The organism is Variovorax sp. GW821-FHT10B04 (assembly GCF_059415645.1).
Genome location: NZ_JBWKNQ010000013.1, coordinates 1 through 26,450, shown reverse-complemented (window position 1 = coordinate 26,450; position 26,450 = coordinate 1). Strand labels below are relative to the sequence as shown.

The following is a 26,450-nucleotide window of genomic DNA, read 5'->3' as shown; positions in this document are numbered from 1 at the left end:
CCAGGCGGAGAAGAAGGCAGTTATTGCACGAACTGCAGCGCCGCCAGTTGCGCATAGACGCCGCCTTGCGCCACGAGTCCCGCATGCGTGCCTTGCTCAACGATGCCGCCGTGGTCCAGTACCACGATGCGGTCCGCCTTCTGGACCGTCGCGAGCCGGTGCGCGATGACCAAGGTGGTCCGGCCGGTCATGGCCGATTCCAGCGCGGCTTGAACCATGCGTTCGCTTTCGGCGTCGAGCGCGCTGGTCGCTTCGTCGAGCAGCAGCAGTGGCGGATTCTTCAGCATCGCGCGCGCGATGGCGATGCGCTGGCGTTGACCGCCCGACAGGCGAACGCCGCGTTCGCCGAGGAAGGTGTCGTAGCCTTCCGGCAATGCGCGCAGGAAATCGTCGGCAAAGGCGGCGCGTGCCGCGGCATGCACTTCGTCGGCGGTGGCATCGGGCCTGCCGTAGCGGATGTTTTCGAAGGCGCTGGTCGAGAAGATGACGGCGTCTTGCGGCACGAGGCCGATGCGCTCGCGAAGATCGTCCAGCGCCAGTGCGTTCAATGGCGCACCGTCGAGCAGGATCCGGCCGGACTGCGGGTCGTAGTAGCGCAGCAGCAGCTGGAAGACCGTGCTCTTGCCGGCGCCGCTGGACCCGACCAGCGCCACGGTCTCGCCGGGGGCGACGTCGATGCTGAAGTCCCGCAGCGCGGGCGTGCCCGGGCGCGATGGGTAGTGGAAGCCGACCGATTCGAGCCGCAGCGAACTGCCGCTGGTCGGCACGGGCACGGCCACCGGCTGCGCGGGCGAGGCGATGGCGGAGCGTGCATGCAGCAATTCCATCAGCCGCTCGGTGGCGCCGGCGGCGCGCAGCAGATCGCCATACACCTCGCCGAGCACGGCGGCCGAACTGGCCAGGATGATGACGTAGACCACGGTCTGACCCAGATGGCCGGCAGTGATATCTCCCCGAAGCACGGCCTGCGTGCCTTGGTACAGGCCCCAGAGCAGTGCAGCCGAAGTCGCGATGATGATGAAGGCCACCAATACCGCACGGGCCCGTGTGCGGCGCACCGCCGTCTGGAATGCGTCGTCCGTCGATGCGTCGAAGCGCGCCGACTCGCGCGCTTCGGCCGTATAGCTCTGCACCACCGGGATCGCATTCAATACCTCGGCCGCGATGGCGCTCGAGTCGGCCACGCGATCCTGGCTGGCCCGCGACAACTTGCGCACGCGCCGCCCGAACCACATGCTCGGCAGCACCACCAGCACGAGGATGCCCAGCACCTGCACCATCACGTAGGGATTGGTCCAGACCAGCATGGCGAGTGCGCCGATGCCCATCACCGCATTGCGCAGCCCCATGCTCAACGACGAGCCGACCACCGTCTGCACCAAGGTCGTATCTGCCGTCAGGCGTGACAGCACCTCGCCGGTCTGGGTGGTTTCGAAGAATGCCGGGCTCTGGCGCAGCACGCGCGCGTAGACCGCATTGCGCAGATTGGCCGTGATCCGCTCACCGAGCCAGCTCACCGTGTAGAAGCGCCCCGCGGAGAACAACCCCAGTGCGACTGCCACCCCGAACAGCGCAAAGAAATGGTCGCGCAGCGCCATGGTCTGCGCGCCCTTGTCCGTCGACACCAGGCCGCCGTCGATCAGGCTGCGCAGCGCCATCGGGAACACCAGCGTCGCAACGGCAGCCAGCACCAGAAAGACCCCCGCGAGACCGATCTGCCACCGGTAGGGCTGGAGGAAGGGGAGAAGCCCCGAAAGTGAGCGCGGGGAGCCCTTGGCGGGCATCGGCGATGCGGTGGATGAGAGGGAGACCGGAGCGGGAACAGCCATGCCTGGATTCTAGCCAGCCGAAGCTTGCCGCCACAAAGGCGGCCTTGACAATAATTGCCTAAGCAGTTAATATGCCGGCCCATGCAAAATGACCCGCACACAGCAGACGCGACGCCCGAAGCCCCTGCGCGGGAGATTCGATGCTTCTATCAGGCGGAGAACTACAACGCCGAAGAGAGCATCGGCTACATGATGCGGCGCATCATGGCGGCCGTGGGCCAGTCGATCGAGATGCAGATCTGCGATCCCGGCAGCCCGACGTACCCCCAGTGGGTACCGCTTTACAAAATCCATACCGGCAAGGCCACCACGGTGGCCGAGCTCGCGCGCGAGTGCCTGCTCGATACGGGTGCCATGACCCGCTTGCTCGACCGGCTCGAGGCCAAGGGCCTCTGCCGCCGTGTTCGGTCCGTCGAAGACCGCCGCGTCGTGCACATCGAATTGACTGAAGAAGGCCGCACTGCCGCAAAGGAAGTGCCGCATGTCCTGAGCCGTGTGCAGAACGAGCACCTGGCCGGTTTCAGCACCGAAGAGTGGGAACAGCTGAAGAGCTACCTGCGCCGCATTCTTGATAACGCCCAGGCGCTTGCCGCCCGTGGAGAAAAAAAATGATTCGATTCCTTCCTCAACACATGCCTGGCCGAACCACGGGCATCGCGGCGGCCGTCCTGGCGCTCGCACTGGCCGGTTGTGCCGACATGGGACATGTCACGCAACAGGCCACGTTGCGCGATCCGGGCTCGCTCGGCCTCGACGCCGCGCCCGGCGCTGCCGCCGTCCCGGCGATCGACGCCCAATGGTGGCGCAGCTTCGACGATCCTCAGCTGAGCGCGCTGGTCGATCAGGCGACGGCCGGCAGCCCCAACCTGCGCATCGCGCAGGCCCGGCTGCAGCGGGCGCAGGCGGCAACGTCTGCGGCCGAAGCGGCCGACAAGCCGCAACTCAATGGCTCGCTCGACATGACGCGCCAGAAATTCAGCGGCAACTACATCTATCCGTCGCCGCTTGGCGGCTCGGTGCAGGACATCGGCACGCTGCAGCTCAACGGCAGCTGGGAAATCGACTTCTTCGGAAAGAACAAGGCCGCGCTCGAAGCGACCATCGGTGCGGCCAACGCGGCGGCGGCGGATCTGGACGCCGCCCGCGTGCTGCTGGCCAGCAACGTCGCACGCAGCTACTTCCAGTGGGCGCGGCTGTCGGAGCAACTCGTCGTGGCCAAGCGCACGCTCGCTCAACGCGACGAGACGCTGAAGCTGGTGCGCGATCGTGTATCGGCCGGACTCGACACGCGGCTGGAGCTGCGCCAGAGCGAAGGCGGCCTGCCTGAGGCGCGCCAGCAGATCGAAGCGCTCAACGAGCAGGTTGCATTGGCACAGCACGCACTCGATGCACTGGTCGGCCAGCCCGGCGCGACGCAATCGATGGCGCCGCCGGCACTCGCCAAGGTTCACGGCATGGCATTGCAGGCGAGCATTCCGGCCGATCTGCTGGGCCGCCGCGCGGACATCGCTGCCGCGCGTTGGCGTGTGGAAGCCGCCGCGGGCGATGTCCGAAACGCAAAGACGCTGTTCTATCCCAACGTGAATCTGGTGGCCTTTGCAGGCTTCCAGAGCATCGGCCTCGACAACCTGCTCAAGTCCGGCAGCCAGCAGTGGGGCGTCGGCCCGGCGGTGCGCCTTCCGATCTTCGAAGGCGGCAAGCTGCGTGCCAATCTGCGCGGCAAGACGGCCGACCTCGATGCCGCCATCGAGAGCTACAACGCGAGCGTGCTCGACGCGGTGCGCGATGTCGCCGATCTCGTGAGCAGCGCCCAGTCGATCGGCCGCCAGCAGACCGAACAGCGCGATGCCCAGGCAGCCGCCGAAGGCGCCTATGAAATTGCGGTGCAGCGCTATCGCGCCGGCCTCGGCAACTACCTCAACGTGCTGACCGCAGAGACCGCCGTGCTGGCCCAGCGCCGTCTGGCCGTCGACCTCAGCGCCCGCGCGCTCGACACCCAGGTCGGACTGGCGCGCGCACTTGGCGGTGGCTGGCAGCCCGGCGCCGTCGTCGCCAGCAGCACCGAATCCGCGGCAAGCGCCGCTCACTGAACACCGCCGAATCGAAGGAAATCAAAATGGACAACAACACTTCCAACGCCGCCCCGGCCGCAGCCGCGCCGGTTCCCAATACCAAGCGCCGCCGTGCGTTGACGGCACTTGCCGCCGTGGTGATCGTTGCCGGCGCGGGCTGGGGTCTCTATGACTGGCTCGTGCTCAGCCACTACGAAGACACCGACAACGCCTATGTGCAGGGCAACGTGATCCAGATCACGCCGCAGATGGCGGGCACCGTGATGGCGATCACGGCGGACGACACCGACTTCGTGAAGGCCGGCCAACCGCTCGTGCAGCTCGACCCGGCCGATGCCAAGGTCGCGTTCGAGCAGTCCGAGGCCGCGCTCGCGCAGGCGGTGCGCCAGGTTCGCACGCTGTACGCCAACAACGGCTCGCTGGCCGCGCAGGTCACCTTGAAGCAGGCGGACATCGTCCGCGCGCAGAGCGACATCGCTCGCGCGCAGGACGACCTGAAGCGCCGGCAGGCCCTGACGGGCAACGGTGCGGTGTCCAAGGAAGAACTGAACCACGCCGAAACCGCAGTCGCCAACGCCAAGAGCGCGCTGGCTGCAGCGCAGGCCGGCGTTGCAGCGGCGCGCGAGCAGCTCACCAGCAACCAGTCGTTGACCGAGGGCACGAGTGTCGAGCAGCACCCGAGCGTGCTGGCTGCGGCCGCCAAGGTGCGTGAAGCATGGCTCGCCACGCAGCGCGCCACGCTGCCGGCACCGGTCGACGGCTATGTCGCTCGCCGTACCGTACAGCTCGGCCAGCGCGTTGCCGCGGGCACGCCGCTGATGTCGGTCGTGCCGCTGAACCAGCTGTGGGTCGACGCCAACTTCAAGGAAGTGCAGCTGCGCAACATCCGCATCGACCAGCCGGTCAAGCTGACGGCCGACCTGTACGGCAAGAAGGTCGAATACACCGGCAAGGTGGCCGGCCTGGGCATCGGCACCGGCGCGGCCTTCGCGCTGCTGCCCGCGCAGAACGCGACCGGCAACTGGATCAAGGTGGTGCAGCGTGTCCCGGTGCGCATCTCGCTCGATCCGGAGCAGCTCAAGGCCAACCCGCTGCGCGTCGGCCTGTCGATGGACGCCGTGGTCGACGTGACCACCAAGGACGGCAAGTCGCTGGCCGAGGCGCCGCGCGCCACGCCGTTTGCGCAGACCCAGGTCTACGCCGGCTTCGACAACGGTGCCGACGCTGAAGTGCAGCGCATCATCGCGGCCAATCTCGGACGTGCGTCCACGCCGACCGCGACGCGTGCAGCCCCCGTCGCGCCCGAGGCAGCTCCCGCCCCGCATCCTTCCGCTTCGAGCGGTCCGGGTGCGAAGCTGGCGATGCAGGCCACGCGCGGTTGAGAGCTGGCGCACGCGCGATGGCTACCGCTCCCGCCCACACACCCTACGCGCCGCTCGAAGGTTCGGCCCGCGTATGGGGCACGATCGCGCTGTCGGCCGCGACCTTCATGAACGTGCTCGATTCGTCGATTGCCAACGTGTCGCTGCCCGCGATATCCGGCGACCTCGGCGTGAGCTCGACCCAGGGCACCTGGGTGATCACCAGCTTCGCGGTGGCCAACGCCATCGCGGTGCCGCTCACCGGCTGGCTCACCCAGCGCTTCGGCCAGGTGCGCCTGTTCATGACCAGCGTGCTGCTGTTCATCATCAGCTCCTGGCTGTGCGGCCTGGCACCGAACATGACGACCCTGATCGGGTTCCGCGCGCTGCAGGGCTTCGTCGCCGGTCCGATGATTCCGTTGTCGCAGACGCTGCTGCTGGCGAGCTATCCGCGCGCCATGGCCGGGCTGGCGATGGCGATGTGGGCCATGACCACGCTGGTCGCGCCGGTGATGGGGCCGCTGCTTGGCGGCTGGATCACCGACAACATCTCGTGGCCGTGGATCTTCTACATCAACATTCCGGTGGGCTTGTTCGCGGCTGGCATCACCTGGGTCATCTTTCGCAAGCGCGACAGCCCGACCAAGAGCCTGCCGATCGATTCGATAGGACTGGCGTTGCTGGTGCTGTGGGTCGGGTCGCTGCAACTCATGCTTGACAAGGGCAAGGAGCTCGACTGGTTCCATTCGGGTGAGGTGATCGCGATGGCCGTCGTGGCGGTGGTTGGTTTCGCCTTCTTCATCGTCTGGGAGTTGACCGAGGAGCATCCGGTGGTCGACCTGTCGCTGTTCAAGCGCCGCAACTTCTGGTCGGGTGCGGTCGCGACCGCCGTGGCTTATGGGTTGTTCTTCGGCAACGTGGTGCTGCTGCCGCTCTGGCTGCAGCAGTACATGGGATACACCGCGACGCTGGCGGGCATCGTTCTGGCACCGGTCGGGCTGCTGGCGATCGTGCTGTCACCGATCGTCGGAATGACGGTCGGCAAGGTCGATCCACGTCGGTACGTGACTTTCTCGTTCCTGGTGTTTGCGCTGGTGCTGTTCATGCGCTCGCGCTTCAGCACCCAGGCGGACATCGCGACGATCATGGTGCCGACCATCATCCAGGGGGTGGCGATGGCGTTCTTCTTCATCCCGCTGGTGACGATCACGTTGTCCGGCCTGACGCCCGATCGCATCCCTGCCGCGTCCGGCCTGTCGAACTTCCTGCGGATCACCGCAGGCGCGATGGGCACGTCGATCGTCACGACCGTGTGGGACAACCGAGCGACCCTGCACCACGCGCAGCTGTCGGAATCGATCAACAACGGCAATGCCGCGGCGATGAGCACCATCAACAACCTGACCAGCAGCGGTTTCAGCAACGACCAGGTACTCGCACAGATCGCCCGCATGATCGATCAGCAGGCTTTCATGCTGGCGTCGAACGACGTGTTCTACGCATCGGCCTTGCTCTTCGTTCTGCTGATCCCGCTGGTCTGGCTGGCGCGGCCGGCGCGTGGCGGCGGCAACGCCGACGCGGCCGCCGGCGCGCACTGAGGGCGGCTGACAGCGGGTTTACTCGGATTGGAAAACAGGCGGCTTCGGCCGCCTTTTTCTTTGGGTGCGCAAAGGGCAGGGCGCGCCCGCTTGGTTGCAGTGCAGCATAGGCATTTGCCCCAGTACGCAAGGCTTCGGCGGCCGTCAACAATGCCCTCGGCGTTCGGATGGAGCGCAGCAGATGGACCGCATGACCGACCTCTTCCCACAACCCCAAGGCAGCCGCGCGAGATGAGCGACACGATCCTCGAAACACGTCAGCTCACCAAGGAATTCAAGGGCTTCACGGCGGTCAGCAAGGTCGACCTTTCCGTGGCCCGGGGTTCCATCCATGCGCTGATCGGCCCGAACGGCGCGGGCAAGACGACCTGCTTCAACCTGCTCACCAAGTTCCTCGAACCGACCTCGGGGACGATCCTGTTCAACGGGCAGGACATCACACGCGAGCGGCCGGCGCAGATCGCGCGGCGCGGCATCATCCGCTCGTTCCAGATCTCCGCCGTGTTCCCGCATCTCACGCTGCTGGAGAACGTGCGTCTGGGCCTGCAACGTGCGCTCGGCACGTCGTACCACTTCTGGAAGAGCGAAAAATCGCTCAAGCCGCTCGACGCGCGGGCGAGGGCGCTGCTCGCCGAGGTCGGCCTCGAGGAGCTGGCCGACGAGCAGACCGTGAACCTGCCCTATGGCCGCAAGCGTGCGCTCGAGATCGCGACCACGCTGGCCATGGAGCCCGAACTCATGCTGCTCGACGAACCGACCCAGGGCATGGGCCATGAAGACGTGCACCGCGTGGCGGAACTCATCAAGCGGGTCTCGGTCGGCCGCACCATCCTGATGGTCGAACACAACATGAGCGTGGTCTCGACCATCGCCGACACCATCACGGTGCTGCAACGCGGCGCGGTGCTGGCCGAAGGCCCGTATGCCGAGGTGTCGCGCAATCCGCAGGTCATGGAGGCCTACATGGGCACGACAGACGGCCAGTTGGCGGGAGCCCACTGAATGAATCCCACGCTCCGCACTTCGTGTCGTTCTCTGTCGCCCGAGGAGGCGCAGGCCTCCCTCGGGGCCGCCCGGCGGGAGGCCTCATGACGGCAGCTCTGGAAATCAAGGGCCTGCAGGCCTGGTACGGCGAGTCGCATGTGCTGCATGGCGTCGACCTGGTCGTGCAGCCGGGCGAGGTCGTCACGCTGCTGGGCCGCAACGGCGCGGGCCGCACGACCACCATGCGTGCCGTGATGGGCCTGACGGGCGCTCGCAAGGGCAGCATCCAGGTCAACGGCGTCGAGACCATCGGCTTGCCGACCTACCGCATCGCGCATCTCGGCGTCGGCTATTGCCCGGAGGAGCGCGGCATCTTCGCGAGCCTGTCGACCGAGGAGAACCTGATGCTGCCGCCGGCCCTCAAGGGCATGGGCGCGGGCATGTCGGTCGACGAGATCTACGAGATGTTCCCCAACCTGGCCGAGCGCCGCAACAGCCAGGGCACGCGCCTGTCGGGCGGCGAGCAGCAGATGCTGGCGGTCGCGCGCATCCTGCGCACCGGGGCGCGGCTGCTGCTGCTCGACGAGATTTCCGAAGGCCTCGCGCCCGTGATCGTGCAGGCGCTGGCGCGAATGATCCAGACGCTGCGCAGCAAGGGCTACACGGTCGTGATGGTCGAACAGAACTTCCGCTTCGCGGCCCCGCTGGCCGACCGCTTCTACGTGATGGAGCACGGACGCATCGTCGAGAAGTTCGGCGCATCCGAACTCGAATCGAAGATGCCCGTGCTCAAGGAATTGCTTGGCGTTTAATTCCCTTGTTGATGACTGGATGGAGACACACATGAAAAAACAACTCACCGCACTCACCCTGGCCATTGGCGCATTGGCGCTCGCTTCCGCCGCGCAAGCGCAGGAGAAGGTCAAGATCGGCCTGATCACCGACATGTCGAGTCTCTACTCCGACGTGGAAGGCAAGAACGGCGCGCTGGCCATCCAGATGGCGATCGACGACTTCGGCGGCAAGGTGCTGGGCCAGCCGATCGAGCTGATGTCGACGGACCACCAGAACAAGGCCGACATCGCGGCGTCGAAGGCCCGCGAGTGGATCGACACGCAAGGCGTGACCATGGTGTTCGGTGGCACCAACTCCGGCACGGCACTGGCGATGGCCAAGGTCGCGCAGGAGAAGAAGCGCGTGTATTTCAACAACGGCGCCGGCACGTCGGCGCTCACCAACGAGGCCTGCTCGCCTTACACCGTTCACTATGCCTACGACACGGTCGCGCTGGCCAAGGGCACCGGCAGTGCGGTGGTCGACAAGGGCGGCAAGACCTGGTTCTTCCTGACGGCCGACTATGCGTTCGGCCAGGCGCTCGAAGCCGACACCACGACGGTCGTCAAGGCCAAGGGCGGCACGGTGGTCGGCGCGGTGCGCCATCCGCTGAATGCCTCGGACTTCTCGTCCTTCCTGCTGCAGGCGCAGAACTCCAAGGCGCAGATCCTCGGCCTGGCCAATGCCGGCGGCGACACGATCAACGCGATCAAGGCGGCCAAGGAATTCGGCATCAACAAGACCATGAAGACGGCCGGCCTGCTGGTCTTCCTGAGCGACATCCACAGCCTCGGGCTCAAGAACACCGAAGGGCTGCTGCACACGACCAGCTGGTACTGGGACCTGAACGACGACACGCGCAAGTTCGCTCAGAAGTTCTGGGACAAGACCAAGCGCATGCCGACCGACGTGCAGGCCGCCGACTATTCGGCAACCACCACCTACCTCAAGGCCGTGGCGGCCGCCAAGACGACCGATGCCGACAAGGTCATGGCGCAGCTCAAGAGCATGAAGATCGACGACTTCTACGGCAAGGGCCAGATCCGCGCCGACGGCAGCTTCATCCACGACATGTACCTGGTCGAGGCCAAGTCGCCTGCGGAGTCGAAGAAGCCATGGGACTACCTCAAGGTCGTGACCAAGCTGCCGGGCGATCAGGTCTTCACGACCAAGGCCGAAACGAAGTGCGAGCTCTGGAAGTGACGCGACGCGTCGACCGGTTCACTGCCCATTCCTGAACGGACAACGATCATGAAAAAGACCATTGCGCTTTCCGCCGTTGCTCTCGCTGCCGCGCTCGCCGCTGCAGGTGCGCAGGCGCAGGACAAGGTGAAGATCGGCTTCATCACCGACATGTCGAGCCTCTACGCCGACGTGGAAGGCAAGAACGGCGCGCTGGCCATCCAGATGGCCATCGACGACTTCGGCGGCAAGGTCAACGGCATGCCGATCGAGCTGCTGTCGGCGGATCACCAGAACAAGGCCGACATCGCCGCGTCGAAGGCGCGCGAGTGGATCGACACGCAGGGCCTGACGATGCTGTTCGGCGGGACCAGCTCGGGCACCGGTCTCGCCATGGCCAAGGTCGCGCAGGAGAAGAAGCGCGTCTTCATGGTCAACGGCGCAGGCAGCTCGGCGCTCACCAACGAGCAGTGCAGCCCTTACACCGTGCACTATGCCTACGACACGGTTGCGCTCGCCAAGGGAACCGGCAGCGCAGTCATCGCGCGGGGCGACAAGAACTGGTACTTCCTGACGGCCGACTACGCTTTCGGGCAGGCTCTGGAAGCCGACGCGACCAAGGTCGTGAACGAGAAGGGCGGCAAGGTGCTGGGCAGCGTGAAGCATCCGCTCAACACCTCGGACTTCTCGTCCTATCTGCTGCAGGCGCAGAACTCGAAGGCGCAGGTGCTGGCGCTGGCCAACGCCGGCGGCGACACGATCAACGCGATCAAGGCGGCCAAGGAGTTCGGCATCAACAAGACCATGAAGATGGTCGGCCTGCTGGTCTTCGTGACCGACATCCACAGCCTGGGCCTGAAGAACACCGAAGGCCTGCTGCTCACGACGAGCTGGGACTGGAATCTCGACGACAAGACGCGCGCCTTCGGGCGGAAGTTCTTCGAGAAGACCAAGCGCATGCCGACCGACATCCAGGCAGCGGACTACTCGGCCACCATGACCTACCTGAAGGCCGTGCAGGCGGCCAAGACGATCGACGCCGACACGGTGATGGCGCAGATCAAGAAGACGCCGATCGACGACTTCTACGCCAAGGGCGTGGTGCGTCCGGATGGCCGCTTCGTGCACGACATGTACCTGGTGCAGGTCAAGTCGCCGGCCGAGTCGAAGGAGCCGTGGGACTACTACAAGGTGGTCTCGAAGCTGCCTGGCGATCAGGTCTACACGACCAAGGCCGAGAGCAAGTGCAGCCTCTGGAAATGACGACGTCCGGGTGTGGCGCTGCGGCGCCCGCCCGGTCCCACGACAGTCTCTGAAGCGTCCCCTGAATCCATGACCCTCTCGCTCCCAGCCTTGTTGAGCCAGCTCCTCCTCGGGCTGGTCAACGGGTCGTTCTACGCGATCCTCAGCCTCGGGCTGGCGGTGATCTTCGGCCTGCTCAACGTCATCAACTTCGCGCACGGCGCGCTGTTCATGCTGGGGGCGATCCTCAGCTGGATGGCCATGGAGTATTTCGGCATCAACTACTGGGTGATGCTGATTGCCGCGCCGATCGTCGTCGGCCTGTTCGGCGTGCTGATCGAGCGCTTCCTGCTGCGCTGGATCTACAAGCTCGACCATCTCTACGGCCTGCTGCTCACGCTCGGCCTCACGCTGCTGATCGAGGGCGTGTTTCGTTCGGTGTACGGCGTTTCGGGCCTGGGCTACGACGCGCCGGACGCGCTGTCCGGCGCCACCGACGTCGGCTTCATGGTGCTGCCCAACTACCGGGCCTGGGTGGTCGTCGCATCGCTCGTGATCTGCTTCGCCACCTGGTTCATCATCGAGAAGACCCGGCTCGGCGCCTACCTGCGTGCCGGTACCGAGAACCCGCGGCTGGTCGAGGCCTTCGGCGTGAACGTGCCGCTGATGATCACGCTGACCTATGCCTTCGGCGCAGCGCTCGCGGCCTTTGCCGGCGTGCTGGCCGCGCCCGTGATCCAGGTCACGCCGCTGATGGGGCAGAACCTGATCATCGTGGTGTTCGCAGTCGTCGTGATCGGGGGCATGGGCTCGATCATGGGCGCGATCCTCACGGGTCTCGGCCTGGGTGTGATCGAGGGCCTGACCAAGGTCTTCTATCCCGAGGCGTCGTCCACCGTCGTGTTCGTGATCATGGTCGTCGTGCTGCTGATTCGCCCCGCGGGACTGTTCGGAAAAGAAAAGTAAGTCGGCCGCCGCATGAAAAAAATCTCTGTCGCCATCTACGGCCTGCTGCTGATCGCGCTGGTGCTGGCGCCGTTCCTCGGTGCCTATCCGGTGTTCGTGATGAAGCTCCTGTGCTTCGCGCTGTTCGCCTCTGCCTTCAATCTGCTGCTGGGCTACACCGGCCTCCTGTCGTTCGGCCACGCGGCGTTTCTCGGTGGCTCGGCCTACGTGGCCGGCTATGCGATGAAGGCCTGGGGCTTCACCCCCGAACTCGGCCTGATCGCCGGGACGGTGTTCGGCGGCTTGCTGGGGTGGATCTTCGGCATCCTGGCGATCCGCCGCCAGGGCATCTACTTCGCGATGATCACGCTGGCGCTTGCGCAGATGATGTTCTTCGTCGCGCTCCAGGCCAAGTTCACCGGCGGCGAGGACGGCCTGCAGAGCGTGCCGCGCGGCAAGCTGTTCGGCGTGCTCGATCTGTCGAACGACCTCGCGATGTACTACGTGGTGCTGGTCGTCGTGGTCGCCGCGTTCCTGCTGATCGTGCGAACGATCCATTCACCCTTCGGACAGGTGCTCAAGGGCATCAAGGAGAACGAGCCGCGTGCGCTGTCGCTGGGCTACGACGTGAGCCGCTTCAAGCTGCTGGCCTTCGTCATCTCGGCGGCCATGTCGGGGCTGGCCGGTTCGCTCAAGACGCTGGTGCTCGGTTTCGCGACGCTCAGCGACGTGCACTGGACCGCATCGGGCCAGGTCATCCTGATGACGCTGGTCGGGGGGCTCGGCACCTTGTCCGGGCCGCTGGTCGGCTCGGCGGTGGTCGTGCTGCTGGAGAACAAGATCGGCGAGTTCGGCAGCCTGGTGGCGCGCCTCACGACCATCGACTGGTTCAACACGCTGGGTGAGTCGGTGACCATGGTCACCGGCTTGATCTTCGTGGTCTGCGTGCTGGCCTTCCGCCGGGGGATCATGGGCGAGATCATCGCGTTCGTGGACCGCCGCAGGGGCAGGGCGCGGCACTGACTCGACGAGGCGCCGCGGGCCGCCCGGGCCGCCGCCGCAACGGGCGCGATCGGCTCAGCTGCGTTCTCGCGCCATCGCACGCACCGCTTCGCGCAGCGCAAGAATCCCCGGCTCGATCTGCGTCACCTCGATCGACGACAGCCTCAACCTGAAGTAGGGGCAGGGCCGGGGCGGCTGCGCGAAGAACACATCGCCCGGTTCGATCAGCACGCCATGCTCGCGCGCACGAATGGCCAGTGCGCCGCCGTCCAGCCATGCCGGCGCCTGCACCCAGACCGATGCGCCGCCCTGTGCGAGCGTGCACTCGAATTCAGGCAGGTGTTCGGCCAGTGCCTTCAGCGTGGCCTCCATGCGCGGCATCAGCACCTGGTTGACGCGGCGTGCATGCGAGTCGTGATGGCCCAGCGACAGGAACAGGGCATACGCGTGCTGCAGGAAGGCGCTCGGGTGCCGCACCATGGCATGCCGCAGCACGCGCAACTCGCTGATGAACTCCTTCTGCGCCACGATGTAGCCGAGCCGCAGCGCGGGTGACAGGCTCTTCGACAGCGAGCCGATGTAGATCACCCGGCCGGTCTTGTCGAGGCTCTTGAGCGCGGGCATCGGTTCGCCGGCATAGAGGTTCTCGGCCTCGTAGTCGTCCTCGATCACCACGAAGTCCTGCAACGCCGCCTTGCGCAGCAGCCATTGGCGACGTTCCAGGCTCAGCGTGTGCGTGGTTGGGCTCTGGTGCGAGGGCGTGACGAACACATAGTCGAGCGCCGGCAGCGACTCGACCACCAGGCCTTCTTCGTCCACCGGGATGCCGACGATCTGCGAAGTGCGCAGCGAGAACGCGTTGCGCGCATGCGGATAGCCGGGCTCCTCGAAGCCGACACGCGTGCCGCGGTCGAACAGCGCTTCGGCCACCAGATAGCACGCATGCTGCGCGCCGACCGTCACCAGGATTTCTTCCGGCAAGGCGAACACGCCGCGCTTGGGCAGCAGCCGCGTACGGATCTGCTCGATCAGGTCGGGCGCGTCCTCGGTCTCGAAGTCGGGCGTCCAGCTCGGCAACTGCGAGCGCGCCAGGCTGCGCACGCAGCATTCGCGGAAGTCCTCGGTCGGAAACTGCTGGGCGTCGTGCGTGCCGTAGACGAAGGGGTAGGGCATCGCACGCCAGTGCTCGGGCTTCGACAGGGTCGGCTGATCGCGCAGCGAGCGCAGCACGCGTGTCGCCCAGACCGGCTGGGTGCCCTGGTCGGCGCCGTCCCGAACGAAGGGATCCACGAGGTGATCGGTCTCGCGGATCGACGCCGGCCGTGCGTCCTCGCGCACGAACACGCCCGAGCGAGGACGGGATTCCAGGTAGGCCTCGTCGACCAGTTGCTGGTAGACGGCCGTCACGGTGTTGCGGCTGAGGCCGAGCGTCTGCGCCAGGTCGCGCGAAGAAGGCAGGGCCGCGCCGGATGGCAACCGGCCGTCGAGGATGGCCTGGACGATCTTCAACCGCAGCCGCGATTGAAGCGGCAGGCCCGCACCGTGATCCAGCGCGAAGAGTTGCGCCCACAGCGGACTGCTGGCCGGTGGTCGCGCGCTCATGGCCTGCCTGTGCCGACGTGACGCGGCGCACCATGCATGTGCATGGCAACGGCGATGGTGCATGGGATGGCGCGTCTGGCTTTCACGATGGCTGCGGGCTGGCTCTATGAGGACGAAAAGGCCGAGCTTAACCTTTGGCCATCCTTTGAAAGCCCTCTGGCAAGCCCCGCTTGTCGACGGGTTTTCCCGCTGACAACCCATGGCCCGAATGGCCCAGGAGCCCCGTTTGAACACCGAAGTCACCACCGCCACGCTCGCCGCCTTTTCCGACGCGTGGAATCGCCACGACCTGCCCGCGCTGATGTCCTTCATGCATGCCGACTGCGTGTTCGAGGCCGCCGCCGGACCGAACCCGTTCGGCGTGCGCCACCAGGGGCACGAGGCCGTGGCCAAGGCCTTCGAGTCGGCCTGGATCAACGTGCCCGATGCGCAATGGCGCAACGGCCATCACTGGGTGGCGGGCGATCGCGGCGTGTCGGAATGGACCTTCACCGGCACCGCGGCCGATGGCTCCGCGATCGCGTCGAACGGCGTCGACCTCTTCACCTTCAAGGACGGCAAGATCCTCGTCAAGAACGTGTTCCGCAAGACGGTGACGCGATGAGCATCGCCACGCCGCGCGAGCTGTTCGCGCCTTACGACCCTGCCTACGATCCGCTGGTGTCGGATGGCCCGGGCCACAACCGCGACTACGCGCCGACCTACTGGGCCGCCACCGCCGGCCCGGCGCCGGACGACGACGGGCCGATCGCTGGCGATGTCGACGCCGACGTCGTCATCATCGGCTCGGGCTTCACCGGCCTGGCCACCGCGTTGTTCCTGGCCAAGGAACACGGCATCAAGGCGCTGGTGCTCGAAGCCAACCGCGTGGCCTGGGGCTGCACCAGCCGCAACGGCGGACAGGGCCAGAACGCGAGCGGTCGGCTCTATCGCTCGCAATGGATCGAGCGCTGGGGCATTGCGACCGCACGCCGGCTCGATGCGGAGATCCGCTATGGCTTCCAGACCTTCAAGGATCTGGTCGCCGAGGCCGATTGCGATGCGCAGCCTGGCGGCCATCTGTATATCGCGCATCGCCAGAAGAAGATGGCGTTCCTGGAGAACGAGACGCGCGTGATGCGCGATCAGTTCGGCTATGACGCGCACATGCTGACAGCCGACGAGGTGCATGCGCGGTACTGCAACGACCGGGATGCCGCTGGCGCGATGCACGAGTCCGAAGGCATCTCGGTGCATCCGCTGAAGCTGGCGTACAGCTACCTGCGCCGGGCCCGTGAAGGTGGTGCGCGCGTGCATCCGTCCAGTCCGGTGATCGGCTGGGAAACGAAGAACGGCGTGCACCACCTGAAGACGCCGGGCGGCACGGTGCGCGCGAGGACGGTCGGCATCGCCACCGGTGCCTACACCGCGCAGCACCTGCATCCGACGTTGAAGAACCGCGTGTTCCCGGTGCTGTCGAACTCGATCGTCACGCGGCCATTGACGCCTGCGGAACTGGCGGCGACCAACTTCCTGACGCACGAGGCCATCACCGACACGCGCACCTTGCGCTTCTATTACCGACTGCTGCCGGACAACCGCGTGCAGATCGGCAGCCGCAGCGCCATCACCGGCGCCGACGCGCACCGTGCCAGCCACTATGCGTTGCTGGTCGATGGCCTGGCGCGCAAGTTTCCGCCGCTCAAGGGCATCCAGATCGATTACTCGTGGTGGGGCTGGGTCGATGTCGCGCACGACATGATGCCGCGCATCGTGCAGCCCGATGCGAAGCAGAGCGTCTTCTATGCGCTGGGTTACGGCGGCAATGGCGTGTCCTTCTCCGCGCACGCCGGGCGCCGCATGGCCCAGCGCATCGCGGGCCAGGACGACGCGGCATTCGACCTGCCGATCTACGACAGCCCGCTGCAGTTTCCGGCGCAGGGTGAATGGGCTGCGCCCTTCCGCCGCTTCGGCCAGAGCATGCTCTACCACTGGTACCACCTGCGCGACGAGGTGCTCTGAACAGGCCGTCCGGCCGAAGGTGCTACGCCGCTGGCTCCATCGATAGGTCGGCACTGGCTCCACCCGATTCGGCCCGATGGAATGCATCTTGCGCAATTCCACTTGCATGCTTGAACGCACAAGCGATTTCTCTTTGCAGCTTTTTTTGAAACCGAGGAACCCGACATGACCGTCAACGCTTTCACTCGCCGCGCGCTATGTGCCGCCGCGTCCATTGCCTTCACGCTCGGTGCACTGCCGTTGGCCGCGCAAGCCCAGGAGATCAAGAAGGGCGGCACGCTCGTCATCGGCAGCACGCAGGCGCCGCGCCACCTGAATGGCGCCGTGCAGTCGGGTCTGGCCACGGCCCTGCCATCGACCCAGCTGTTCGCCAGCCCACTGCGCTTCGACGACAAGTGGAACCCGCAGCCCTATCTGGCCGAGTCGTGGAAGCTGGCCGAGGACGGCAAGTCGCTCACGCTGAACCTGCGCAAGGACGCGGTGTTCCACGACGGCAAGCCCATCACCTCGGAAGACGTGGCCTTCTCGATCATGCAGATCAAGGCCAACCATCCGTTCGCCACGATGATGGGTCCGGTGGAGAAGGTCGAGACGCCCGATCCGTACACCGCGATCATCCGCATGAGCACGCCGCACCCGGCGATCGTGCTGGCCATGTCGCCGGCGCTGTGCCCCATCCTGCCGAAGCACATCTACGGCGATGGCAAGGACCTGAAGACCAACCCGCGCAACGCCGAGAACGTGGTCGGCTCCGGCCCGTTCAAGCTGGTCGAGTTCAAGCCCGGCCAGCGCATCGTGCTGGAGAAGTTCGACAAGTTCTTCCTGCCCGGCAAGCCCTATCTCGACAAGATCATCTTCTCGATCTCGCCGGACGAGACCAGCCTGCTGCTGGGCCTGGAGCGTGGCGACATCCAGATGCTGCCGTACGTCACGGCATCGGTGAACCTGAAGCGCCTGAAGGCGAACCCGAAGATCGACCTGACCGACAAGGGCTTCGAAGGCATCGGATCGATCAACTGGCTGGCCTTCAACCTCGAACGCAAGCCGCTGGCGGACGTGAAGGTGCGCAAGGCCATCGCCTCGGCGATCGACAAGAACTTCATCACCAAGGCCTTGATGGGCGGCTTCGCGACGCCGGCCGACGGCCCGATCGTGCCGGGCAGTCCGTTCGCCGTTCCGGATCTGGTGAAGTACCCGCTCGACCTGAAGAAAGCCGAGGCGCTGCTCGATGAAGCAGGCTACAAGCCCGCGGCCAACGGCGAGCGCCTGAAGCTCACCATCGACTATCTGCCGGGCGGTGACGAACAGCAGAAGAACGTGGCGGAGTACGTGCGCTCGCAGTTGAAGAAGGTCGGCATCACGGTCGAGGTCCGCGCCTCGGCCGATTTCCCGACCTGGGCCAAGCGCATCGCCTCGCACGACTTCGACATGACGATGGACACGGTCTTCAACTGGGGCGATCCGGTGATCGGCGTGCACCGCACCTACCTGTCGAGCAACATCAAGCCGATCATCTGGACCAACACCCAGTCGTACAACAACCCGAAGGTCGACGAGCTGCTGAACCAGGCCGGCTCGCTGCTGGACCCGGTCAAGCGCAAGGCGTACTACGCGACCTTCCAGAAGCTCGTGACCGACGACGTGCCGATCGTCTACATCAACCTCACGCCCTACTACACGGCGACGACCAAGAAGGTGGGCAACGTGCCGACCACGATCTGGGGCCCGGTGTCGCCCATGGACGAGGTCTACCTCAAGTAAGCGACACGACCTGAGCCGGCCACTTCCATGAACGTCCTGCGCTTCATCGCCCAACGCCTGCTGCAGGCCCTGATGCTGGTCATCGCGGTCGTGGTGCTCAACTTCGCCCTGGTGCATGCCGCGCCGGGCGATCCGGTCGAGACCATTGCCGGTGCCAGCGGCGGCATGTCCGAGGAACTCAAGGCCGAGCTGCGGCAGAGCTACGGGCTCGACAAGCCTTTGCCCGTGCAGCTCGGCGTGTACCTCGTGCGCGTCGCGCAGCTCGACCTGGGCTATTCGTACTTCTTCAATCTGCCGGTCTCGGGCCTGATCGCCGACCGCATTCCGGCCACGCTGTTGCTGGTCCTGTGTTCGGTGCTCTGGGCCTTTCTGGCCGGCACGGCGCTGGGTGTTCTGGCGGCACGCAAGCCCAACGGCTGGCTGTCGCAGGCCATCACGGTGCTGTCGATGGTCGGCTTTGCGGCGCCGGTGTTCTGGACCGGGATGATGCTGGTCATCGTGTTCGCAGCGGCGTTTCCGATCTTTCCGATCTCGGACATGCGCGCCATCGACTCGAGCGGCGCCGGCAGTCTGGCCGATGTGATCGACGTCGCACATCACCTGGTGCTGCCGTCGATCACGCTCGGCCTGGTGTATCTCGCGCAATACAGCCGGCTGGCGCGCGCCAGCATGCTGGAAGTGCTCGGCGCGGACTACATCCGCACCGCACGCGCCAAGGGCCTGGCCGAGCGCTTCGTTCTCTACAAGCACGCGCTGCGCAATGCGGTGCTTCCGGTCATCACCGTGCTCGGGCTGCAGTTCGGCAACGTGATGGCGGGTGCCATCCTGGTCGAGACGGTCTTCAACTGGCCCGGCCTGGGCCGGCTCGCGTTCGAGGCGGTGCTGCGCCGCGACTATCCGACCGTGCTGGGCGTGCTGCTGTTCGCCTCGGTGGTGGTGCTGGTGATGAACCAGCTCACCGACCTCTGCTACCGCCTGGTAGACCCTCGCATCAAGGCCCGCTGATATGAGCGCCTCTCTTCCTCTTCGCCCCGGTGCGCCGGTCGCCAAGGCGCCATCGCCTTTCACCGAAGCGCTGCGCATGTTCGTGCGCAATCCGTCCGCCGTCGTCGGGCTCGTGATGCTGGGCGTGATCGTGTTGCTCGCGGTCTTCGGGCCGATGCTCTACGTCGCCGATCCGTTCGAGATCCGTGCCGCGCCGCTCACGCCGCCAGGTACCGCCGACGCCTGGTTCGGCACCGACTATCTGGGCCGCGACGTGATGATCTCGCTGTTGTACGGTGGCCGCGCGACATTGCTGGTCGGTGCCGTCTCGGCGTTGCTGTCGGTGCTGATCGGCATCACGATCGGTGCGTTCGCCGGCTACTACGGCGGCCGGGTCGACGGCGTGCTGATGCGCGTGACAGAGTTCTTCCAGGTGCTGCCCGCGCTGCTGTTCGCGATGGTGGTGGTCACGCTGTTCTCGCCGTCGCTGGTCACGGTCACGCTGTCGATCGGCCTGGTGAGCTGGCCGGGTACCGCGCGGCTGGCACGTGGCGAGTTCATGCGCTACCGCGACCTGGAGTTCGTGCGTGCCGAGCGCGCGATCGGGGCCGGCAACGCCCGGATCATCTGGAAGGTGATCCTGCCGAACGCCTTTGCACCGTTGATCGTCTCGGCCACGCTGGCCGTCGGTGCCGCCATCCTGTTCGAGGCGGGCCTGTCCTTCCTCGGCCTGGGCGACCCGAACCAGATGAGCTGGGGAATGATGATCGGCTCGAGCCGGCAGTACGTGCTGTCGTGCTGGTGGGCTGTGGCTTTCCCGGGCATTGCGATCTTCCTGACCGTGCTCGCCGTGAGCCTGATCGGCGACGGCCTGAACGACGCGCTCAACCCCAAGCTGAGGGAACGTTGATGACTGCCCTGCTCAAGGTCGAAGACCTGAAGGTCGAATTCAAGACGCGCCGCGGCCAGGCGCTGGTGCTCAATGGCGTGGACTTCGAGCTCGAGCCCGGCGAGACGCTGTGCGTGGTCGGCGAGTCCGGCTGCGGCAAGAGCATGACCGCGCTGGCGCTGCTGGGCCTGATCCCGATGCCGCCCGGTCGCGTGGCTGCCGGGCGCGTCCTGTTCCAGGGTGAAGACCTGCTGAAGGCCGCGCCCGAGCGCATGAGGCAGGTGCGCGGCAATCGCATCTCGATGATCTTTCAGGAGCCGATGACCTCGTTGAACCCGGTCTTCACGGTCGGCGACCAGATCGCCGAATCGCTGCGGCTGCACCGCGGCCTGGACGCGAAGGGTGCGCGCGAGCGTGCCATCGACATGCTGCGCCAGGTCGGCATTCCGGCGCCGGAACGGCGCGTCGACGAGTACCCGCACCAGCTCTCGGGCGGCATGCGGCAGCGCGTGATGATCGCGATCGCGCTGGCCTGCCAGCCCGACATCCTGATCGCCGACGAGCCGACCACGGCGCTGGACGTCACCGTGCAGGCGCAGATCTTCGACCTGCTGCGCGAGCTGCAGCGCGAGAAGGGCACGGCGATCGTGCTGATCACGCACGACATGGGCGCGGTCGCCGAGATGGCCGATCGCGTGATCGTGATGTACGCCGGCCGCGTGATCGAGCAAGGCACCACCGACCAGGTGATCTCGAACCCTCAACATCCGTACACGCAGGGCCTGATCGCCTGCCTGCCCGAACTCGGCAGCAGCCAGCTTGGCGAGCGCGCTGAGCTGAAGGAGATCAGCGGCGTGGTGCCGTCGATCTGGGAGCTCGGCACCGGTTGCGCCTTTCGCGAACGTTGTCCGCATGCACATGCGCGTTGTGCCCAGGTGCCGCCGCTGTTCGCCGCCGTGGATGGCGGCCGGCACGGTGCTGCCTGCTGGTTGCTCGACGAGCTCGCCCATCCCGCCGAGGCGCTCGCGGCATGAGCGCCGCACGCCGCGCCGACCCAGGCACGCCCGCGCCAGGGGCGGAGCCGAAGGTAGACCAGTGAGAGATCACACCATGCCCCACGAAGAAACGACATCCCGCTCGCCGGTACTGCTCAGCGTCACCGATCTCCAGGTGCATTTTCCGCGGCCGTCCGCAGGCATGTTCAAGCCGCCGGAGGTCGTGAAGGCGGTCGACGGCGTGTCCTTCGATGTCCGCCGCGGCACGACGCTGGCTGTCGTCGGCGAATCGGGGTCGGGCAAGACGACGACCGCGCTCGCGGTGATGCGGCTTGCGCCCGTGACCGGCGGCAGCATCCGCCTGGGCGCGACCGACCTCAGCCTGCTTGGCGACGATGCGATGCGTGAAGCGCGCCGTCGGCTGCAGATCATTTTTCAGGACCCCTATTCGTCGCTCAACCCGCGCCAGCGCGTGGGCGAGGCGGTGCGTGCACCGCTCGATCTGATGAAGATCGGCACGCCCGATGAGCGGGCGCGCCGCGTGGACGAACTCTTCACCGCGGTCGGCCTGCGTCCCGAACAGAAGAACCTGTTCCCGCATCAGTTCTCCGGCGGTCAGCGGCAGCGCATCAACATCGCGCGCGCGCTGGCCACGAATCCGGAGCTGGTGGTGTGCGACGAGCCGGTGTCGGCACTCGACATCGCCATCCGTGCGCAGATCCTGAATCTCCTGGCCAAGCTGCAGCGCGAGCTGGGGTTGACTTATCTCTTCATCTCGCACGACATGGCCGTGGTCGAGCACATCTGCGACGAGATCGCCGTGATGTACCTCGGGCAGATCGTCGAGCGCGCGCCGCGCAAGGCCTTCTTTGCACGGCCGCTGCATCCCTACAGCGTGGCGTTGATGTCCGCCGTGCCCGATGTCAAGGGCGGCCGGGCACGTGCTGCGCAGCGCATCAAGCTGATCGGCGATCCGCCGAGCCCGATCTCGCCTCCGCCGGGTTGCCGCTTTGCAGGCCGCTGCCCGGTCGCCGAGCCTGCCTGCGCAGAAGCGCTGCCACCGCTGGTGCAGATCCAGCCCGACCATTGGGTTCGTTGCCGCCGGGTCGAGCTGATCGATGGCCGCGCGATCGCACCGCTGTCGCTGCCCGTGATCGCGCCGGCAGCGATGCCGCTGGCCGCTTGAGTCCTTCTTCCATTCCGAACCGTTCGCTATCGCCATGACCGTCACCACCGTTTTCCAGGCCCGCAAGATCCTCACCATGAACCCGATGCAGCCGGAGGCCACGCATGTGGCCGTCCGCGAGGGCAAGGTGCTGGCGGTGGGCGACCTGGCGCGCATGGGCGCCTGGGGCGACTACACCCTCGACACCCGGTTTGCCGACAAGGTGTTGATGCCGGGCCTGGTCGAAGGCCACTCGCACCTGATGGCTGGCGGCTTGTGGAAGTTTCCCTTCGTGGGTTTCCATGCGCGCACGGCGCCCGACGGCAAGGTCTGGACCGGCTGCGTCAACTTCGACGAGGTGATCGCCCGGCTGGCGAAGATCTCCGCGTCGATGGCCGACCCGAATGCACCGCTGCTGGCCTGGGGTTTCGATCCGATCTTCTTCGGCAGCGAACGGATGACCGTGAAGCATCTCGATCAGGTCTCGACCACGCGTGCCGTGGTCATCCTGCATGCCAGCCAGCATCTGATGAACGTGAACTCGGCTGCGATGGCGCAGGCAGGCATCACGCGTGACATCGAGATCGAAGGCATCGCGCGTTTCGAGGATGGCGAGCCTACCGGTGAACTGCAGGAGTTTGCCGCGATGTTCCCGATCACCCGGTTGACGGGCAACATCTTCCGCGTCGCGGGTTCGTCTCCCGACAGCCTGCGGCTCTTCGGGCAGATGGCGCAACTCGCGGGCGTGACGACGGCAACGGACCTGGTCAACGACCTGTCCGACCCGAACCACAACGCGATGGCGACCGTGACGGCCGAAGAGGATTTCCCGGTGCGCTTCGTTCCGGCCTACATCAGCATGGATGGCAACACGGGCCGCGAGCAGGGCGCCGAACGGATTCGCGCGCGCATGGCGGCCGGCAATGACAAGCTGCACTACGGGCTCGTGAAGATCGTGGCCGACGGATCGATCCAGGGCTTCACGGCGCGCGTGCGCTGGCCTGGTTACTTCAATGGCGCACCGAACGGCATCTGGATTCTTCCGCCTGCCGAGTTGAAGGCGACCATCTCGCATTTCCACGCCGCCGGCTTCCAGCTGCACATCCACACGAACGGCGACGAGGCGACCGAGGTCGCGCTCGACGGCATTCAGGAAGCGCTCGAGGCGCATCCGCGCGCTGATCATCGCCACACGCTGCAGCATTGCCAGATGGCCGATGCCGCGCAGTTCCGCCGCATGGCCGAACTCGGCGTCTGCGCCAACCTGTTTGCGAATCACATCTACTACTGGGGCGATGCGCACCGGGAATTGACGATGGGGCCGGACCGCGCGTTCCGCATGGATGCCTGCGCCACGGCGCTGGCACATGGCGTGCCGTTGGCGATTCACTCCGATGCGCCGATCACGCCGCTGGGGCCGCTGTTCACTGCGTGGTGCGCGGTCAATCGAATCACCTCGTCGGGCCGGCAACTGGGCGAAGCCGAGCGCATCTCCGTGAAGGACGCGCTCTATGCGATCACGATGGGCGCGGCGTTCACGCTGTCGATGGACCATCTGGTCGGGTCGATCGACATCGGCAAGTTCGCCGACTTCTGCGTGCTCGAAGAAGACCCGCTGGCCGTCGAGCCGATCGCGCTCAAGGACATCGGTATTACCGGCACGGTCATTGGCGGGCGCGTGATTGCGCTGCCGGTGGCGGCATGAGCGTACAGATCGCGGGTGCCGCGCCTGGTGCCGCACGCATTCCGCTGACCGTGATCGGTGGCTTCCTGGGTGCCGGGAAGACCACGTTGCTGAATCATCTGCTGATGCAGGCCGGTGGACGACGCATCGCCGTGCTGGTGAACGACTTCGGCGCGATCAACATCGATCGGGCGCTGATCGCAACGCAGGACGCTGGTGCGATCGAATTGACCAACGGCTGCGTCTGCTGCCAGATCGGCGACGACCTCACGGCTGCGCTGATCGGTGTGATCGAGTCGCCGACGCCGCCTGATGCCATCGTGATCGAAGCGAGCGGCGTGTCGGATCCATGGCGCATCGCGCAGGTCGGTCTGACCGATCCCGCGCTTTCGCTGGAATCGGTGTTGGTGCTCGTCGATGCGGCCGCGGTGCAGTCGCAAGCGGCTGATCCGCTTTTGGCCGATACCGTCGCGCGGCAGTTGGCGGCGGCCGATCTGTTGGTGATCAACAAGTGCGATCAGTCCAGCGATGTCGAGTTGATGTCTCTGCGCGCATGGCTCGATGCGCAGGCGCCAGGTACGCCGCGTTACGAGACTTCGCTCGGGCGCATACCCTCGGATCTGCTGGGCATGCCGCTGCAACACCATGCCGCAGCTTGCACGGGTTGCGCAGATCACGGCGGGCGTGACCACGCGCTGCATGCTCATGCGCGTCACGGTGATCTGTTCGACACCTGGGCGCTGCAGGATGCACCGGTGTTTCGCGCGAAGGCGTTGCGCGCGTTGCTCAAATCCATGCCGCGCGGCGTGCTGCGGCTGAAGGGGCTGGTCCGCACGGATGAGCATGCGCTGGCCGAGCTCCAATTTGCCGGTCGACACGGTTCGCTGCGCCTGGCACGCGGCGCATCGATGACTGCGGCAGGAACGGTGGTGGCTATTGGTCTGCGCGGTGTACTGCCGGTCGCCGATCTGATGCACGGATTTGAAGACGCGGCGCTGCCCGCAAGAATGGGCTGCATTGCATGAAGAGCACACCTTTCGTCGGCCGCGATCTGTTCGCGGCACTTGGCGTCGTCGTCATCTGGGGATTGAACTTCGTGGCCATGAAGTATTCGCTGCGCGACTTCACGCCTTTCCAGCTGGGCACCTTTCGGTACCTCTTTGCGGTGCTGCCGCTGCTGCTGTTCGTGAAGCGCCCCAAGCTCTCCTGGCGTTGGCTGGTTCCGGCCGGACTCGCACAGTTCGGCCAGTTCGGACTGTTGTTCGTGGCGCTTCAGATTGGCATGACGGCTGCACTGGCGTCCGTGTTGATGCAGACCCAGGTGTTCTTCACGACGCTGATGGGCGTGGTGCTGCTGAACGAACGACTCAGTGGTCAACTGCGCATCGGCCTGGCGCTGGCTGCGATCGGATTGGCCTGTTTCGCAGCCAACTTCATTGCAGGCGATGCCACGGGTGGCATCACTCTGGCGAGCCTTCTGCTGAACTTGTTCGCCGCGAGCATGTGGGCGGCATCCAATGTGATCGCTCGCAAGGCACAGCAGGCGCAACCTGGATACGACGCCTTGCAGTTCGTGGTCTGGATGTCGTTGGTGCCGATCCTTCCATTCGCGTTGATGGCTTGGCTCTTCGACCCTGTTGGCGTACGGTGGAACTGGATGCACGCGAGCCCGGGCGCGTGGCTTGGCGTGGCTTATCTGGGATGGTTCGCCACTGTCGCGGCCTACGCGCTGTGGACATGGCTACTCAAACGGCACCCTGCAAATCGGGTGGCGCCATTCAGCCTTGGCGTGCCCGTCATCGGCCTTGCCGCCGGCATGCTCACGCTGGGTGAACATGTCACGTCATGGCAGTGGGCGGGCAGTGCGTGTGTCGTCGCTGCGCTCGTTGTTGTCATGTTCGGTGGATGGTGGACGAAGAGGCGTTGAGCTGTATGTCTGCGTCCAGGGGCGTTGCGTAGCGCCGTGGGGTAGGTGCTCCGCGGCCAGGCACGTGCTTCGTGAGCAGCGAGGCTGTTGCCGGAAACCAAGTGTGAGATGAAATATTTGGTCTGGCAACGCGACGCGGCTGTTCGCTTGAGATTTTCGTGTCATAATCGAAGGCTGCGCTGAACAAGTTGCTTGGTGTTGGTGCGATGCTGGTGGAACTGGTGTTGTGCTGAGAGGGCTGGGTGGATTTGTTGGGTGTGGGGGTCGAGAAAATAGTTTGACTGCGGTTTAAAAACTGTGTCATAATTCGAGGCTCAGCGGAAGGGGTTGCTGGTTGATTCGGTAGTCGAATTGATTGGAGATTCTGGAAGTTGTTTGAAAAGAAATTTTCAA

23 protein-coding genes are annotated in these 26,450 nt (G+C 65.7%); 20 read left to right on the top strand and 3 right to left on the bottom strand.

Annotation, left to right across the window (positions count from 1 at the left end; translation table 11 throughout):
• Positions 1-20: 20 nt before the first annotated feature.
• Positions 21-1,829 carry an ABC transporter transmembrane domain-containing protein gene (locus AC07PZ_RS25810; protein WP_495298019.1) on the bottom strand — a complete coding sequence of 603 codons (1,809 nt, stop codon included), beginning with the start codon at positions 1,827-1,829 and terminating at the stop codon, positions 21-23.
• Positions 1,830-1,910: 81 nt separating this feature from the next.
• On the opposite strand from AC07PZ_RS25810, the gene AC07PZ_RS25805 reads away from it, so the two are divergent.
• From AC07PZ_RS25805 to AC07PZ_RS25760, 10 genes are all read left to right on the top strand, one after another.
• Positions 1,911-2,441, top strand: a complete 531-nt coding sequence (locus AC07PZ_RS25805; protein ID WP_495298018.1) for a MarR family winged helix-turn-helix transcriptional regulator — start codon at positions 1,911-1,913, stop codon at positions 2,439-2,441.
• A 20-nt stretch (positions 2,442-2,461) separates the two neighbouring features.
• A complete protein-coding gene (locus AC07PZ_RS25800; RefSeq protein ID WP_495298017.1) occupies positions 2,462-3,919 on the top strand; it encodes an efflux transporter outer membrane subunit in 1,458 nt (485 codons plus the stop codon).
• 26 nt (positions 3,920-3,945) lie between these two features.
• Positions 3,946-5,283, top strand: a complete 1,338-nt coding sequence (locus AC07PZ_RS25795) for an HlyD family secretion protein (RefSeq protein ID WP_495298016.1) — start codon at positions 3,946-3,948, stop codon at positions 5,281-5,283.
• A 17-nt stretch (positions 5,284-5,300) separates the two neighbouring features.
• Positions 5,301-6,860, top strand: a complete 1,560-nt coding sequence (locus AC07PZ_RS25790) for a DHA2 family efflux MFS transporter permease subunit (RefSeq protein ID WP_495298015.1) — start codon at positions 5,301-5,303, stop codon at positions 6,858-6,860.
• Between the two features lie 231 nt (positions 6,861-7,091).
• Positions 7,092-7,862, top strand: a complete 771-nt coding sequence (locus AC07PZ_RS25785; protein WP_495298014.1) for an ABC transporter ATP-binding protein — start codon at positions 7,092-7,094, stop codon at positions 7,860-7,862.
• Between the two features lie 86 nt (positions 7,863-7,948).
• Positions 7,949-8,656, top strand: coding sequence for an ABC transporter ATP-binding protein (locus AC07PZ_RS25780; protein ID WP_495298013.1), 708 nt, complete (start codon positions 7,949-7,951; stop codon positions 8,654-8,656).
• A 31-nt stretch (positions 8,657-8,687) separates the two neighbouring features.
• Positions 8,688-9,881: an ABC transporter substrate-binding protein gene (locus AC07PZ_RS25775; RefSeq protein WP_495298012.1), complete on the top strand. Its 1,194-nt coding sequence runs from the start codon at positions 8,688-8,690 to the stop codon at positions 9,879-9,881.
• A gap of 48 nt (positions 9,882-9,929) precedes the next feature.
• On the top strand, positions 9,930-11,123 hold the full coding sequence (locus AC07PZ_RS25770; RefSeq protein WP_495298011.1) for an ABC transporter substrate-binding protein: 1,194 nt from the start codon (positions 9,930-9,932) through the stop codon (positions 11,121-11,123).
• A gap of 69 nt (positions 11,124-11,192) precedes the next feature.
• Entirely contained in the window at positions 11,193-12,068 is an 876-nt protein-coding gene (locus AC07PZ_RS25765; protein WP_495298010.1) for a branched-chain amino acid ABC transporter permease, read from the top strand.
• 12 nt (positions 12,069-12,080) lie between these two features.
• Positions 12,081-13,070 carry a branched-chain amino acid ABC transporter permease gene (locus tag AC07PZ_RS25760; protein ID WP_495298009.1) on the top strand — a complete coding sequence of 330 codons (990 nt, stop codon included), beginning with the start codon at positions 12,081-12,083 and terminating at the stop codon, positions 13,068-13,070.
• A 54-nt stretch (positions 13,071-13,124) separates the two neighbouring features.
• Here the strand turns inward: AC07PZ_RS25760 and pdxR are convergent, their stop codons facing one another.
• Positions 13,125-14,651 (bottom strand): MocR-like pyridoxine biosynthesis transcription factor PdxR, encoded by a 1,527-nt coding sequence (gene pdxR, locus AC07PZ_RS25755; protein WP_495298008.1) that lies wholly within the window; start codon positions 14,649-14,651, stop codon positions 13,125-13,127.
• 208 nt (positions 14,652-14,859) lie between these two features.
• On the opposite strand from pdxR, the gene AC07PZ_RS25750 reads away from it, so the two are divergent.
• The 10 genes from AC07PZ_RS25750 to AC07PZ_RS25705 all read left to right on the top strand — a co-directional run bounded on the left by AC07PZ_RS25750 (position 14,860) and on the right by AC07PZ_RS25705 (position 26,057).
• Positions 14,860-15,255, top strand: coding sequence for a nuclear transport factor 2 family protein (locus tag AC07PZ_RS25750; protein WP_495298169.1), 396 nt, complete (start codon positions 14,860-14,862; stop codon positions 15,253-15,255).
• A complete protein-coding gene (locus AC07PZ_RS25745) occupies positions 15,252-16,652 on the top strand; it encodes an NAD(P)/FAD-dependent oxidoreductase (protein ID WP_495298007.1) in 1,401 nt (466 codons plus the stop codon). Before AC07PZ_RS25750 ends, AC07PZ_RS25745 begins: the two co-directional genes overlap by 4 nt.
• Positions 16,653-16,817: 165 nt before the next feature.
• Positions 16,818-18,413: an ABC transporter substrate-binding protein gene (locus AC07PZ_RS25740; protein WP_495298006.1), complete on the top strand. Its 1,596-nt coding sequence runs from the start codon at positions 16,818-16,820 to the stop codon at positions 18,411-18,413.
• 27 nt (positions 18,414-18,440) lie between these two features.
• A complete protein-coding gene (locus AC07PZ_RS25735; protein WP_495298005.1) occupies positions 18,441-19,418 on the top strand; it encodes an ABC transporter permease in 978 nt (325 codons plus the stop codon).
• Between the two features lies 1 nt (position 19,419).
• The gene (locus AC07PZ_RS25730; protein ID WP_495298004.1) at positions 19,420-20,307 is read left to right on the top strand and encodes an ABC transporter permease; all 888 of its coding nucleotides are present in this window, start codon (positions 19,420-19,422) and stop codon (positions 20,305-20,307) included.
• Positions 20,307-21,320, top strand: a complete 1,014-nt coding sequence (locus tag AC07PZ_RS25725) for an ABC transporter ATP-binding protein (protein WP_495298003.1) — start codon at positions 20,307-20,309, stop codon at positions 21,318-21,320. The genes AC07PZ_RS25730 and AC07PZ_RS25725 overlap by 1 nt, the downstream gene beginning before the upstream one ends.
• Positions 21,321-21,396: 76 nt before the next feature.
• Positions 21,397-22,467 (top strand): ABC transporter ATP-binding protein, encoded by a 1,071-nt coding sequence (locus AC07PZ_RS25720; RefSeq protein WP_495298002.1) that lies wholly within the window; start codon positions 21,397-21,399, stop codon positions 22,465-22,467.
• Positions 22,468-22,501: 34 nt separating this feature from the next.
• Positions 22,502-24,151: an amidohydrolase gene (locus AC07PZ_RS25715; RefSeq protein ID WP_495298001.1), complete on the top strand. Its 1,650-nt coding sequence runs from the start codon at positions 22,502-22,504 to the stop codon at positions 24,149-24,151.
• A complete protein-coding gene (locus AC07PZ_RS25710; RefSeq protein WP_495298000.1) occupies positions 24,148-25,155 on the top strand; it encodes a CobW family GTP-binding protein in 1,008 nt (335 codons plus the stop codon). The genes AC07PZ_RS25715 and AC07PZ_RS25710 overlap by 4 nt, the downstream gene beginning before the upstream one ends.
• On the top strand, positions 25,152-26,057 hold the full coding sequence (locus AC07PZ_RS25705) for an EamA family transporter (protein ID WP_495297999.1): 906 nt from the start codon (positions 25,152-25,154) through the stop codon (positions 26,055-26,057). Before AC07PZ_RS25710 ends, AC07PZ_RS25705 begins: the two co-directional genes overlap by 4 nt.
• Here the strand turns inward: AC07PZ_RS25705 and AC07PZ_RS25700 are convergent.
• Positions 26,023-26,450 (bottom strand): hypothetical protein (locus AC07PZ_RS25700; RefSeq protein ID WP_495297998.1); only part of this gene is annotated, 428 nt, incomplete at its 5' end. The two genes, AC07PZ_RS25705 and AC07PZ_RS25700, sit on opposite strands and share 35 nt — an antisense overlap.